At 36.9% G+C, this 14,067-nt stretch carries 11 protein-coding genes; 4 read left to right on the forward strand and 7 right to left on the reverse strand.

The window, feature by feature from the left end:
- Nucleotides 1–9: 9 nt before the first annotated feature.
- The gene (gene fliK, locus BS85_RS0100380; RefSeq protein WP_026943044.1) at nucleotides 10–2,175 is read right to left on the reverse strand and encodes a flagellar hook-length control protein FliK; all 2,166 of its coding nucleotides are present in this window, start codon (nucleotides 2,173–2,175) and stop codon (nucleotides 10–12) included.
- A gap of 135 nt (nucleotides 2,176–2,310) precedes the next feature.
- On the opposite strand from fliK, the gene typA reads away from it, so the two are divergent.
- From typA to BS85_RS0100400, 4 genes are read left to right on the forward strand one after another with little or no spacing between them, the layout of a single operon-like run.
- Nucleotides 2,311–4,110: a translational GTPase TypA gene (typA, locus tag BS85_RS0100385; RefSeq protein WP_026943045.1), complete on the forward strand. Its 1,800-nt coding sequence runs from the start codon at nucleotides 2,311–2,313 to the stop codon at nucleotides 4,108–4,110.
- 20 nt (nucleotides 4,111–4,130) lie between these two features.
- Nucleotides 4,131–4,754, forward strand: a complete 624-nt coding sequence (locus BS85_RS0100390) for an NAD(P)H-dependent oxidoreductase (protein ID WP_026943046.1) — start codon at nucleotides 4,131–4,133, stop codon at nucleotides 4,752–4,754.
- A gap of 9 nt (nucleotides 4,755–4,763) precedes the next feature.
- Nucleotides 4,764–7,136, forward strand: coding sequence for a ribonucleoside-diphosphate reductase subunit alpha (locus tag BS85_RS0100395; RefSeq protein WP_026943047.1), 2,373 nt, complete (start codon nucleotides 4,764–4,766; stop codon nucleotides 7,134–7,136).
- Nucleotides 7,137–8,528, forward strand: a complete 1,392-nt coding sequence (locus BS85_RS0100400) for a PhoH family protein (protein ID WP_026943048.1) — start codon at nucleotides 7,137–7,139, stop codon at nucleotides 8,526–8,528.
- 314 nt (nucleotides 8,529–8,842) lie between these two features.
- Here BS85_RS0100400 and BS85_RS0100405 read toward each other — a convergent pair whose 3' ends face one another.
- Genes BS85_RS0100405 through BS85_RS0100430 form a run of 6 tightly spaced genes read right to left on the reverse strand, consistent with a single transcriptional unit; the run spans nucleotide 8,843 to nucleotide 14,046 of the window.
- Entirely contained in the window at nucleotides 8,843–9,424 is a 582-nt protein-coding gene (locus BS85_RS0100405) for a YigZ family protein (RefSeq protein WP_026943049.1), read from the reverse strand.
- Complete coding sequence (locus BS85_RS0100410; protein ID WP_034550862.1) at nucleotides 9,421–10,086, reverse strand: CheB methylesterase domain-containing protein; 666 nt, start codon at nucleotides 10,084–10,086, stop codon at nucleotides 9,421–9,423. The genes BS85_RS0100405 and BS85_RS0100410 overlap by 4 nt, the downstream gene beginning before the upstream one ends.
- 1 nt (nucleotide 10,087) lies before the next feature.
- Nucleotides 10,088–10,915: a CheR family methyltransferase gene (locus BS85_RS0100415; protein ID WP_026943051.1), complete on the reverse strand. Its 828-nt coding sequence runs from the start codon at nucleotides 10,913–10,915 to the stop codon at nucleotides 10,088–10,090.
- 9 nt (nucleotides 10,916–10,924) lie between these two features.
- A complete protein-coding gene (gene ciaB, locus BS85_RS0100420) occupies nucleotides 10,925–12,931 on the reverse strand; it encodes an invasion protein CiaB (RefSeq protein ID WP_026943052.1) in 2,007 nt (668 codons plus the stop codon).
- Between the two features lie 44 nt (nucleotides 12,932–12,975).
- Nucleotides 12,976–13,809, reverse strand: coding sequence for a TerB family tellurite resistance protein (locus tag BS85_RS0100425; RefSeq protein WP_026943053.1), 834 nt, complete (start codon nucleotides 13,807–13,809; stop codon nucleotides 12,976–12,978).
- 9 nt (nucleotides 13,810–13,818) lie between these two features.
- Nucleotides 13,819–14,046: a heavy-metal-associated domain-containing protein gene (locus BS85_RS0100430; protein ID WP_026943054.1), complete on the reverse strand. Its 228-nt coding sequence runs from the start codon at nucleotides 14,044–14,046 to the stop codon at nucleotides 13,819–13,821.
- Nucleotides 14,047–14,067: the final 21 nt, after the last annotated feature.

A 14,067-nucleotide genomic window follows, 5' to 3' on the forward strand; every position in this document is an offset into this window, starting at 1 on the left:
GTCTGCTCCTTAAGCATAGTATGAAAAGTTAATCTCTACTAATGCCACTCTGGCATAAGGATTATTAACTTCTTTGTAAGTGTGTAAGCTATTTTCGTTCCAACTTTGAGTATTTCTTGAATTTTCACTGAAATCTTGCTCTAAATTTTGTTCTTGCGGGTTAGGATTCCTTTGATTTTGTCCTCCAAAACCTCCCTGTTCTCCACCACTAGAACCGCTAAAGTCTCCACCACCTAAACTATTTCCTGTATTATCCTTAAAATCCAAATTTACATCATTGAATCCCAAATTGCTCAAGCTGTTTTTAAATTCCTGCGCATTTTGCATAAAAAGTTGCAAAGCGTTTTGATTAGAGCTAATCTGCACAGAAATATTATCTCCTCTTTTTACAATCGTAAGCTCCACACTTCCTAGCTTTTCTGGATTGAGCTCTAAGGATAATTTTGTAACAGGAGGACGATAATTTTGCAATGCTTCTTTTAATTTATCGCTAAAATGCAAAAAAGTATTTTGCACACTTAAGCGGTTTTCCACCTGCGCTTGTGTGCTAGATTGATAAACTTCTTGATTGACCTTTGCCTTTTTCTCTGTATTTTCTTTGATTCCCTCTTGTGCGACTTCCTTAAATGTTTCCTTTGAGGACTGCATAGGCTTTTCTGTGGTTTTTAACAAATTATCCAAGAAAATATCTTGTTGCTTCATCTCTTGCCTAAGGTTCTCCTCTTTTAAGAAGCTGAAGTTATTGGAATTTTTTGTTATAGATTCTTTGGGATTCCTCACATTTCGTTTATCTTCTTTCTCCTCTTTAATAAAAGAATCTTTTACTTCCTTTTTCTCTTTGAAAGAAAAAGGGTTTTGCATAGAGTCTTGCACCACCCTTGATTGGTTGGTTACTTTTTGACTCTGGGATTCTTGCTTAATTGCCTCTTTGCTTGTTTTTTGTTGCTCTACATTTTCGTGCAACTTCTCCTCTTTTTGCAGGGAATCCTTAAGGGATTCTTGCTTGAAAGATTCTTGCTTAATTGGCTCTTGTGAAACTTTATCTTGCGGAGATTCTGTTTTAGTCAATTTCTCCTTCAGAGGATTTTCTATTTTTTCTTGTGAGTTTTTCACAGACACTTCTTGATTTGAAGTTTTTTTGCTAGAAACATTGTTTTCTTTGCTTTGGGATTCCACAGATTTTACTCCCTTAGAATCCTGTCTTGTTAGCTTTGCCTCTTTGGAATCTGTTGTTTTTTGAGTTAGATTCTCTTTTGGCGTTTTGCTAGAAACATTGTTTTCTTTGCTTTGGGATTCCACAGATTTTACTTCCTTAGAATCCTGACTTGTTAGCTTTGGCTCTTTGGAATCTGTTGTTTTTTGAGTTAGATTCTCTTTTGGCGTTTTGCTAGAAACATTGTTTTCTTTGCTTTGGGATTCCACAGATTTTACTTCCTTAGAATCCTGACTTGTTAGCTTTGGCTCTTTGGAATCTGTTGTTTTTTGAGTTGGATTGGTTTTGGAAGTTTTATCTGCTTTCTCCCTTAACTCTTTGTCTTGTAAAAGACTACTCAAAATATTAGAAGATTCTTTATTGGTTTTTATGTTTTCTTTAGTATTCAAGGATTCTTTTAATACTTCTTTGTCAGAAAATATTTCTTGCTTGAGGACGCCTTTGGATTTTTTGTTCTGTTCCTGTTCTCCTACTTGCATACTTATCTTTTGAAGGTTTAACTTTAAAGTATCAGCAACTTCACCTAAATCCTTTAAAGTCTTACTCTCTTGTTTTTGAGTTTTGGAATATTCCAATAAATCCCTTGCGCTATTTAAAGTAGAGCGGATCGGCAAAGAAGTTTGATTCTTTAAGACATTGGCTTTAATGTTTTTATTTTGCGTATCTACCTTTTGCGTGTCTAAGAAATTTTTAGAAAGATTGTATTTTTCATCTAAGCTTTTTAAAATATTACTTTGATAATTTTCATTCTTCATCAATGGGGGATTCTTGGAATCCTCTTGTGTTTTTGGGGTGGGAATTTCTTTGGATTTTGATTCAGTTTTTTTAGAATTTTTATTCAAACTTAGAAAATTAAAGATTTCAGCAAATTCTTCATTTTGACTTTCGTTTTCGCTTTTGGAAGTTTGGGTTTTAATGACATTTTTTTGATTGACTTTTTCAATCTCTAACAAAGGTAGCATAGTCGTGCCTCTCTTTAAAATTAAGAATCTTGTTACAAAATAAGCAAAAGTCATTCCAATATATTCTTCTTATATTTTTAAGATTCTTTTAGATAGAATCCGCGCAAAATTTTCATTTTATTTTTAAGGGACACAATGCAAGAAATTAGAAATATTGCGGTGATTGCACACGTAGATCACGGAAAAACAACTCTCGTAGATGGGCTACTTCGGCAATCCGGAACTTTTGCAAACCACGAACAAGTTGATGAACGCGTAATGGATAGCAACGCTATTGAAAAAGAACGGGGAATCACGATTTTATCCAAAAATACAGCCATTAATTACAAAGGCACAAAGATTAATATCATTGACACTCCCGGACACGCAGATTTTGGGGGAGAGGTTGAGCGCGTCTTGAAAATGGTAGATGGTGTGCTTTTGCTTGTTGATGCGCAAGAGGGCGTAATGCCGCAAACAAAATTTGTAGTAAAAAAGGCATTGGCACTTGGAATCCGCCCCATTGTTGTTGTAAATAAGATTGATAAACCCGCCGCAGAACCTGATAGAGTGATTGATGAGGTCTTTGATTTATTCTCCGCAATGGACGCAAACGAGGAGCAATTAGATTTTCCTGTTGTCTATGCTGCGGCGCGTGAGGGCTATGCGATTAAAGAGCTAGAGGATGAAAAAAAGAATCTTGAACCACTTTTTGATGCGATTTTAGAATATGTCCCGCTTCCGAGTGGAAATGTAGAGAATCCCTTGCAAGTGCAGATTTTTACGCTAGATTATGATAATTATGTGGGCAAAATTGGAATCGCTAGAATCTTTAATGGTAAGGTCAAAAAGGGCGAGAGCGTAACCCTTGCAAAGAGCAATGGAGAAAAAATCGTAGGCAAAATTACGAAACTCATCGGATTCTATGGACTTGCAAGAACAGAAATTGATGAAGCGCAAGCCGGTGATATTATCGCTTTAGCGGGATTCCATTCTTTAAATGTTGGGGATTCCATTGTGGATTCTAACAATCCGATTCCATTAGATCCTATGCACTTAGAAGAGCCAACAATGAGCGTGAATTTCGTCGTCAATGATTCTCCTTTTGCGGGATTAGAGGGCAAACATGTAACTGCAAACAAGCTAAAAGAGCGATTAGAGAGAGAAATGCAAACCAATATCGCGATGAAAATTGAGGAATTAGGAGAGGGAAAATTCAAGGTAAGCGGACGCGGAGAGTTACAAATTACGATTCTAGCAGAGAATTTACGCCGAGAGGATTATGAATTTAGCATTTCACGCCCTGAAGTGATTGTGAAAGAGATTGATGGGCAGAAGTGCGAACCTTTTGAATCTTTAGTGATTGATACCCCGCAAGATTATTCCGGTAGTGTGATTGAAAAACTCGGGCGCAGGAAAGCAGAATTAAAGGCAATGAATCCTATGGGAGAGGGATACACGCGATTGGAATTTGAGATTCCAGCGAGAGGACTGATTGGCTATCGTAGCGAGTTTTTAACCGATACAAAGGGCGAGGGAGTGATGAATAATAGCTTTTTGGAATTTCGCCCCTTTAGCGGAAGCGTGGAGACAAGAAGTAATGGCGCGCTCATCTCAATGGAAAATGGAGAGGCAACGCCCTTTTCGCTAGGCAATATCCAAGAAAGAGGCGTTTTGTTTATTCCACCACAAACCAAAGTCTATATCGGTATGATTATCGGGGAGCATAGCCGTGAAAATGATTTAGATGTGAATCCTGTTAAGGCAAAGCATTTAACCAATATGCGCGCAAGTGGTAGCGATGATGCGATTAAACTTGTGCCACCAAGAGATTTGAATCTGGAGCGCGCATTGGAATGGATTGAGGAAGATGAGATTTTAGAAGTTACACCCAAAAGCATTAGGATTCGTAAAAAGGTGCTAGACCCAACCCAAAGAAAGAGAAAGAAAGCCTAATCGTTGTAGAAAGGAAAACGATGAATGAGTTTTTAAAATCCATAAATTTTAGACACGCTTGTAAATTGTTCAATGGACAAAGAATTCCAAAAGAGACTTTCACAGAAATTTTAGAAGTGGGGAGACTAGCACCTAGCTCTTTTGGTGTAGAACCCACGCGTATGGTTGTCGTGCAAAGCAAGGAGGCTAAAGAAGCACTAAAGCCTTTATGTTGGAATCAAGAACAAATCACAACTGCAAGTGAAGTGGTGATTTATAAAACTTTAATCAAAGACATTATCCCAAAAAGTGCATATTTGGATTCGCAAGTGCAGCGAAAAACGCAGAATACCGAAATTTTAGAGGGCTTTTATAACGCATTGCAAGGACATTTAAAGGCAAGAGGATATTTGAGTACTGAAAATATCTTTCATTGGGGCGCATTGCAAGCTTATATTATGGCAACTTATATGGTGGCGTATGCGAGTTATTTAGGCATTGACACCTGCTATATTGAGGGCTTTGATAAGGAAAAAGTGGAAAAGTATTTGAACTTAGACACAACAAAAGAGCAAGTGGCACTTGTGTTGTGCTTTGGCTATCGCGCTAAAGAACAACAGCCAAGATTCCGCTTAAAACTAGATGAAATCATAGAATACAAATAAAGGTAAAGAATGCTAACAGTTATTAAAAGAAATGGAAGAGTTGAACCGCTTGATGTTACAAAAATTCAAAAATACACAAGAGATTCTGTGGTAGGACTAGAGGGTGTTTCACAAAGTGAATTAGAAGTAGATGCGAAGTTGCAATTTCGCGACAAAATTACCACACAAGAGATTCAGCAAACCTTGATTAAAACCGCTGTGGATAAGATTGACATTGATTGCCCAAATTGGACTTATGTTGCTGCAAGGCTCTTTTTGTATGATTTATATCACCGCGTCAATGGCTTTAATGGCTATAAAACCTTGCGTGAATACTTGGAATTAGGAGAAAACGAAAATCGTATCATCAAGGGAATGAAAGAAAAATTTGATTTAGAGAGACTAAACAAAAAAATTGATGCAAATAGGGATTTGCAGTTTAACTATTTGGGAATCAAAACGCTTTATGATAGATATTTGCTAAAAAACAAAAAAGGCGAACCCATTGAGTTACCACAACATATGTTTATGGGAATCGCAATGTTTTTAGCGCAAAACGAGCAAGACCCTAACCATTGGGCGGAGCAGTTTTATGACTTACTCTCTAAGTTTGAGGTAATGGCGGCTACTCCTACACTCTCTAACGCAAGAACCCCACGCCACCAACTAAGCTCTTGCTATGTAGGAAGCACACCAGATAACATTGAGGGCATTTTTGATTCTTATAAAGAAATGGCACTCCTAAGTAAATATGGTGGTGGAATCGGTTGGGATTTTTCTAAAATTAGAGGTTTAGGAAGCTTTATTGACGGACATAAAAATGCAGCAGGAGGCGTGATTCCATTTCTTAAAATCACCAATGACATCGCCATCGCAGTGGATCAACTAGGCACACGCAAAGGCGCAATCTCTGTGTATCTTGAACCTTGGCATAGTGATATTTTTGACTTTATTGACATTAAGAAAAATAGCGGGGAGGAAAGACGCAGGACACACGATTTATTCCCCGCACTTTGGATTCCAGACTTGTTTATGAAAAGGGTGCAAGAAGATGGCTTGTGGAATCTCTTTGATTCGCTGACTTGCTCGGATTTAACAAACCTCTATGGAGAGGCTTTTGAAGCGCGTTATATAGAATACGAGCAAGACCCCAATATCGCAAAAGAAACTATCAAAGCAAAGGATTTATGGAAAAGGATTTTAACTAATTATTTTGAAGTAGGTTCGCCTTTTCTTTGCTTTAAAGACAATGCAAATATTGCAAATCCCAATGCGCATTCAGGAATTATTCGTAGCTCCAATCTCTGCACAGAGATTTTTCAAAATACCGAGCCTAATGAATGCTTCATTCGCGTAGAATACGAGGACGGAACGATTGAAGATTTTGCTGAATATCAAGAAATTCTCACAGATTGTGGGGTTAAAAAATCCTCCAACAAAATCACTTCCACCGATAGCATTCGGGGCAAAAAGGTTTTTATCGCACAAAGAGAATCTAAAGATGGCAAAACTGCCGTGTGCAACCTTGCCTCTGTGAATCTCTCTAAAATCCATACCAAAGAGGATATTGAGCGCGTTGTGCCTATTGCAATTAGAATGCTTGATAATGTGATTGACTTAAACTTTTACCCCAATCGTAAGGTAAAAGTTACAAACTTAAATAATCGCTCCATTGGTTTAGGTGTAATGGGTGAAGCGCAAATGTTAGCAGAATCTCGCATAGAATGGGGAAGCGACCAGCATTTAGCGAAGATTGATGAGATTATGGAGATGATAAGTTATAATGCCATCAAGGCAAGTTGCGAACTTGCACAGGAAAAGGGAGTTTATAACGAATTTATTGGTTCAAGTTGGGCGGAGGGGATTTTTCCTATTGATAAGGCAAACAACGAAGCAAAAAAACTTGTGGATAGGGGAGGACTTTTTGGATTTGTGTATGATTGGGACGCTTTACGCAAAGAAGTCAAGGCAAAAGGAATCCGCAATGGCTATTTAATGGCGATTGCGCCTACAAGCTCCATTTCAATCCTTGTTGGCACAACACAAACGATTGAACCTATTTATAAGCGCAAGTGGTTTGAGGAAAATCTAAGTGGCTTGATTCCGGTTGTTGCACCGAATTTAAACTTGGAAAATTGGAATTACTATACTTCCGCTTATGAGATTGACCAAAAACTGCTCATCAAAGCCGCTGCTGTGCGACAAAAGTGGATTGACCAAGGACAAAGCACAAATATTTTTATCGCCCTCAATCTTGCAAGTGGAAAGTATTTAAATGAAATTTATATGCTTGCTTGGAAATTAGGCTTAAAATCCACTTATTATCTGCGCTCCCAAAGTGTAGAAGCAGAAACACACACCGATACTATGGATAGAAGCATAGAATGCGAGGGCTGCCAATAAGTGAAAAAATCCTACTTGATTGACACTTCTATTATTTTAGACGATGTGGAGAATCTCTTTTTTCTCCACCAAAGCGGGGAAAATGATATTTTTATCTGCGATGTAACCCTAAGCGAACTAGACAAAAAGAAAGATTTAAGTAACGAAACCGGGTTTTTTGCGCGGGAATTTTTCAGAAATATTTTAGGGGATTCTGCTTGTGATTCCAAGTTTAGCGCATTAAATGGAGATAAAATCCACACCATTTACTTTGCGGTAAATGAATGCAAGATTCCCTTGCATTTCATTCATCGCCCAAATTATAAAATCCAATCCAAAGATTATGGTTTAAATGACGCGCGGATTTTAGAAATTGCACAAGAATATCATCTTATTTTACTCACAAACGACATTTCTTTAAAGGTTTATGCACTCTCTTTGAGCGTCCCCTCACAATCCTTAATGCGCGATAGAATAGAGAATCCACAAAGTATTCATTTCTTGCATTCTTTTGCGCTGCACAAGGAGAATTTAAAAGAGAATCTTGAAAAGAACCCCACATTTATCGCACTCAAAAATTGGAGTTTGATTGAAATCTTGGAGCAAGACAACACCGAAAATAGCCTCTATTTCACAGGCAAAAAACATTATGGAATCAAGCTTGATGGAATCTTTGAGCCTTTAGACTTTGATAGCAAACTAGAGGAGGACAAACTCTACATTAACCCCATTAATTTGGAGCAGAAATTCCTCTATGCGCTACTAACGCATTCTAAAAATAGAATCACGATTTGCAGTGGCGCAACAGGAAGCGGAAAAACGCTCATTGCTTTGCAGGCGGGTTTGCATTTGCTGAAAAAAGGTGCAGTCAATGGAATCGTATATTTGCGCAACACCATTACCGCAAACGACAAAGAAGCGGAGCTTGGATTCCGCAAGGGCGATGAGAATCAAAAGTTAAATTATTTTATGTATCCTCTCTTTAGCGCGATTAATTTTATGATTACCAAAATGCAAAAGGAATCCTTAGCAAAACGCATTGAATATCGCGGAGAGGCAAATAGCATACAAAGTCAAGAAGCCACAGAATACTTTATAACAAAACACAACATTGAGGTTTTAGACATTGCCCACGCTAGGGGAGTGAGTATTGCAAAAAAATTTGTAATTTTTGATGAAGCGCAAAATGCTTCTAATGCGACAATCAAGCTCATTGGCACACGAATGGCGGAGGATTCTAGGATTGTCTTTTTGGGCGACCCTATGCAAATAGACCACCCTTATTTAAGCAAATACCGCAATGGATTAATTAGCTTATTGCAAAAGGCTAAGCAGGACGACTTTTTGTCTGGAATCGTGCTACACCAAACAATCCGCAGTGAAATTGCAGGGTGGTTTGAGGAGAATTTTTAGCTCCTCTTTGGAGGATTCCATTGTAAAGTTTTCTGTCATTGCGAGAAAATTTGAAAAATTTTCGTGGCAATCTATAATGTGGAATCTCATTTGTAAAGCTTCCATTGTAAAATTTTCTCTATGCTTGATTATGGATTTGCGCTAAAGCGGGTGAAAATGCTACGCATTTGCACGCTTCGGTATTGCCTCGCAATGACGCAAGGCAAACCACCTCGTCATTGCGAGAATCGCAACGCGATTCGTGGCAATCTATAATTTAGCAAACTTAAAAAACCTTTTCAATAGAATCTTTACATACGAAATTTTATCTCTTTTTAAAATTCTAACTTGTTCAAAAAAAGCTGCAAATTTTCTGCTTTGGATTCTAGCTTTAGTTTAACGCTTGTTGCTAAAAATTCCTTGTTTGCAACACTGATTTCAAAATACTTCATTAAATACTCTGCCTTAGAAAATACACTCAATGGAATCTCAATTTCTAAGGATTCCTTTGGGACATAAAGTTGCAATGCGCCCTGCTCTTTTGCCTTTATCACCGCGTCTTTTGTAGCTTGTGTATAGGCACGCACAAGCCCACCTGTGCCAAGCAAAGTGCCGCCAAAATAACGCACCACAAGGATTCCGCAATCAATCAAGTCATATCCGCGCAAGACTTTGAGTGTAGGCATACCTGAAGTGCCTTTTGGTTCTCCATCATCACTGAAACTTTCCTCAATCTGTCCTTGTGAATTAAACTTGCGTGAGGAAGTTACAAAATGCACGGCTTTGGGGTGCTTTATGCGCATTTGGGCAACAAACTCCGCAAAGCAATCCATAGCAACCAAATAAGCAATAAATTCTGAACCTTTTACCTCAAAGCTAGATTCCACAATCCTCAAAGGATAATACAATCCGCTCATCTTTTCTCTTGTGAGCGTTTAAGATTTCCTTCTGCAAACTGCACGATTCTCTTAGCAATGGAATCTAAATTGACAATTTCACAAATTGCGCCTTTAGCAATAGCTTGTTTAGGCATTCCAAACACAATGCAACTTGCTTCATCTTGGGCAATCGTATAAGCTCCATTATCATAAAGCTCTTTTATGCCAATACTTCCATCATCTCCCATTCCTGTCATAATAATCGCAAGGGCATTCTTGCCCACAACATTATTTACGCTACGAAACATTACATCTACGCTTGGGCAATGGCGAGAAATACGAATCCCCTCCTGTGCAGTCGCATAATAGTCATTATAATGTTTGCTCAAAATCATATGCAAACCACCTGCTGCCAAATAAGCGCAAGAATCGCACAAAGCCACTCTTGAGCGCACCTCATAAACATCTAATTGTGAGATTCTATTAAGTCTTTCTGCAAAAGAAGTGGAAAAGCTGCCCGGTATGTGCTGCGTAATCACAATAGGGGGTAAATTGCGCGGTAAATCCTTAAGAATATTTGCAATCGCATCTACTCCCCCCGTGCTTGCGCCAATGGCAATTAATTTCTTGCCATCTCCTTTGTAGGGATTTGACTTTAACAACAAGTCTGGATGGTGTTTTTCATTACTATCTGTTAGCAAATTAATCCCTAACCTTCACAAAGATATTTCTGCCCAAACGATCCACTCTATGAGAAAGATTCAAAATACTCTCTGAATGCCCAAGATATAGAGTCCCATTGATTTTCAAATGGGAGAATAATCTATCTAAAATTTTTTCTTGGTCTGGGACTTTAAAATAAATCAATACATTACGACAAAAAATAATATCAAATTCTTTTGGAGCAAAAGGGTATCTGGAATCATAAAGGTTTTGTTGCTTAAAAGTTAAAATATTCTTTAAATCCAATTTAGCCTCCATAGAAAGCTCAAACTCGCTTTTGGGTTCAATATTGAAATACCCTTTTAAATCTAGCCAAGTAGGCAAAGGATTCAATTTTGTATTGACTCTATATTTACCCTCTTTGGCGATCTCCAACACAGAAGTATCAATATCCGTAGCAAGCACACTAATTTGTGTGTTAGAACGATAAAGCTCTTTTGCGTAAAGCAAAGTTGCCGCAATGGAATAAGGCTCTTCCCCTGTGGAACTTGCCGAGCAATAAACTTTTATAGGCTCACTCTCCCTCAATCTTTGCGGTAGAATCCTATCTAGCATATCTTGAAAATGAAATTCTTCGCGGAAAAAATCTGTTTTATTGGTTGTGAAAGCATTGATAAATTCTTGCTTAAAATGTCCTTGCTGGATATGGTTAAAAAAATCATCAAAGTCGCGGATTCCAAGTTTGCGATTCAAAATATCCAAACGATTTTTAATGGTGGAATCTTTACTAGGCGGTAGATAGATCCCTGCAATTTTATAAATCATCTCTCTTGCTTTATTGATGTCATTACTGCTAATATTAAGCATTATTCCTCTTTACTTTAAATTGTGTTGTTTTTTATATGTCTCTTGCCACATTTGCGGCGTAAGTGTATCTGTGATTTGCCCAATAGCTTGATATTGCTGATAATAATCCTCTACAAAGACTTTTACTTCTGACTTGGTGGGTTTGTAATTGCCTTCGGAATCCTTTATAGCATAATTGTCTAAAAATAGTTTTGCGTCTTGTTTGTTTAAATAAGTCAAAACTAGCTGATTATAAGTTTCTATGTATTGCTTTTTTAAAAGTTGCATTGTGTTTTCATTCACATTTATCTCCAATGCAACAGAATCAAAATTTCCTTTATAATGTAAAATACCCGCATTAAATAATACCGATAAATGAATCAAAGCCTCACAATAATAAGGCAAAACTTCGTCCTCTTTCATCCACGCAATCAATCCTACTGCACGCGCAATAAGATTAAAAACAATCTCTCGCAAAAGTGGCTGATTAGCAGATAAAAAATAATAAATGATTCCACCCATTGTTGCTTTAAATTCTTCTATATTTTTAAATTGACCACTTGCATTCATTTTCAATTCGCTATCTAAACTCACCCACAAAATATGCCCAAATTCGTGTCCGATTGTAGAGATTTCATAGACTTTATACCAATCCTCTACTCTAAAAAACAATAATTCTCTATTAAAATCTAAAAAATCTTTAGGAAAAGTCTTGGAAGCTAAGAGCATAAAAGGTTTGGCTAGAGATAACTCACGCACTCTATCTGGAAAATAGAAAATTTTTTTACCATATTTCTCACTGACTTTCTCATCGTTTGGGACAACTTGTGCGCTAAAAAGCCCATTGAGTTCTGCACCATAGAAAAGTGCGGGTAATCCACCATAGCTTTGCGTTTTAAGCAAAGATTGCTGGACGCATTGATTAATTTCCTCTTTATACTGCGTATTTGGAACTTTAGAGCTATAAAATTGATAAAATTTCAACACGGATTCTTTGGAAATTTTAGAATCTTGCGAATCTTGGAGATTCAACAAATCAACCCCCTCATAAAACCTAGCAATACGCAGATCCCATTCAGGTGCAACAGCTTTTCTAAAATGGTCTTCATAATATTCTAAAGGGTGTCCAATCTGCAAAGGAGAAGAAATTGCCATCCAAGCCTTATCCACCAATCTCCAAGATTCCAATAACCTGCTAGGATTCTTTTGCATTAATGCAGACTTTAAAACATTTAAATATTCCAAATAAGCACTTTTTTGCTCTAATTTCGGACAAACTTCGGGAATTTTTTTCAGAGATTCTATATTGGTTTCAAAAGCTATTTTTAAAGCTTGAAATTCCTTTTGAAAAAACTCTGCATAAGCCACTGCTTGATAAACAGAATCTTTAAGCACAGGAATAGAATAACTCCTATCGCTTTTCTCATTCTCTTGACTAAATTCATCTTTTTGATTGGGTAATTGCTGCAATGTATCTTGCGTAAGGATTCCCTTTAAAACTCCTCCACCATTAGAACGAGAAACCTCAAAGCTTGGCTCTAAAACTTCCAAAATCTTTTGCAAATCCTTATTATAAGTCTGGTTTAGCTTCCGATTAATTCCCAAAATAAGATCTCTCTGCCAAGCAACAAAGAAATCATTAAAACATAACCCAATTTGATGAACCGCTTGCAACAATGCGCGAAAAAATGGAGTTAGAAGCTGCTCTTTATTGATAAAAAGAAGTAAATGTTTATGCTTGTCCATATAAAAATTTTGTGCAATTTTAAGCAACTGCATTCTTAAGGAAACAATTTGTTCCTCTGGTAACTCAAGCTTTTGCAAAACATTAATAAAAGAGGCTTCCTGCAATGTAACTATGCGCTCAATACAAGCAAGTAAAGTCTCGCGATTATGTGGAATCTGCACAAAAATACTTTCCAAAAAATGTGGAGTATGATTAGTCTCTGCCAATTTATAAAGCTGATTGGTGTGCTTATTGTAATTTTCTAAACGTTTATAAATCTTTGCAACATCTCGTAAAATTCCCGTTTCCATCTTATTGCACTCCCCTTTTGAATCTATTGCAATTTTACATTCTTTTAAGCTGTCTTGTTTCTATGCTCCCTAATGATTTTATAACAACGATTGATTTTTTGCAATTTCTGTGTGCAAGATTCCATAATAGACTGCTCCAAACCCTTATGATATAAAATATCTGGATGGAATTGACGCACTAAATTTTTATAGGTTTTTTTAATGTGCTCCATATCATCTTCCTCACTAACACCCAAAGTCTCATAAGCTTCTTTTAAAGTGGATTCCTCTTGCTTTTGTGCATAAAATGCTTCATAAGAATCATAGAGGTTGTTAAAATCCTCGTTGCTAATTTCCAAATACGCCGCAACATCTAAAATAATTTCTCGCTCATTATTTCCCAACTCTCCGTCAGCATAAGCAAGAGAAAGTAGATATTCCACCATTTTTAAGCGACTTTTATATTGCCCTTTTGTAAGCTCTGCGTATTTTTGGGTTAGGGATTCTACACTCTGTGTTGTAGTATCAAAGATTTTATGTAGAATCTCTAAAATCTCCTCTTTTTGATTCATTGCGCTTTGCAAACACAATGCTTCCGCAATATCTTGCATTGTGTTTTCCATAAGCTCTAGCTCTAATTCACATACTTTTCCATCGCTTTGGGCAAGTTTAGATAAAAGTGCTACAATTAAGCCATATTCGCTATTTCTTAGCTTTTCTTCTTTGCTAAGGCTTACAATTTGCTCTTGTTGTTTATAAGGGTTTTGGTATTCGCTTAACTCATCGCTATTTTCTTTACTATGAATGCGGGGGCGTTTTTGGGGATTATTTAAGTAATCTTTGAAATTAATGAGTGCAATGGCTATAATCACGATTGTAATAAATAATAAAATTTCCATTCAAACCTCTTATTTTGTAAAAAACCCTTTCATTTTACCCAAGATTCCACCCTCCTTTAAAAATCCTAGTTCTTGGAGTTTTTGTTTAATCTCTGCGATTCCATTCTTATCTGCCTCTACGACTACATTTTGCTTCTCTATATCAACTTGCAAAGAGGGATATTTTTGTAAAAGTGCTTCATTTATTTTTTTTACACACCCTTGACATTTGATATTTTGACATTGTATTGTTTCCATTTTTATTCCTAAATAATTCTG

Source organism: Helicobacter rodentium ATCC 700285 (assembly GCF_000687535.1).
Taxonomy (GTDB): Bacteria; Campylobacterota; Campylobacteria; order Campylobacterales; family Helicobacteraceae; genus Helicobacter_D; species Helicobacter_D rodentium.

Bases quoted from the DNA above. Each gene is read 5' to 3' on its own strand.
- BS85_RS0100405 (WP_026943049.1), bottom strand. From the start codon at position 9,424: ATGAGCGGATTGTATTATCCTTTGAGGATTGTGGAATCTAGCTTTGAG.
- ciaB (WP_026943052.1), bottom strand. From the start codon at position 12,931: ATGGAAACGGGAATTTTACGAGATGTTGCAAAGATTTATAAACGTTTA.
- BS85_RS0100395 (WP_026943047.1), top strand. From the start codon at position 4,764: ATGCTAACAGTTATTAAAAGAAATGGAAGAGTTGAACCGCTTGATGTT.
- BS85_RS0100415 (WP_026943051.1), bottom strand. From the start codon at position 10,915: ATGCTTAATATTAGCAGTAATGACATCAATAAAGCAAGAGAGATGATT.
- BS85_RS0100390 (WP_026943046.1), top strand. From the start codon at position 4,131: ATGAATGAGTTTTTAAAATCCATAAATTTTAGACACGCTTGTAAATTG.
- fliK (WP_026943044.1), bottom strand. From the start codon at position 2,175: ATGCTACCTTTGTTAGAGATTGAAAAAGTCAATCAAAAAAATGTCATT.
- BS85_RS0100425 (WP_026943053.1), bottom strand. From the start codon at position 13,809: ATGGAAATTTTATTATTTATTACAATCGTGATTATAGCCATTGCACTC.
- BS85_RS0100430 (WP_026943054.1), bottom strand. From the start codon at position 14,046: ATGGAAACAATACAATGTCAAAATATCAAATGTCAAGGGTGTGTAAAA.
- typA (WP_026943045.1), top strand. From the start codon at position 2,311: ATGCAAGAAATTAGAAATATTGCGGTGATTGCACACGTAGATCACGGA.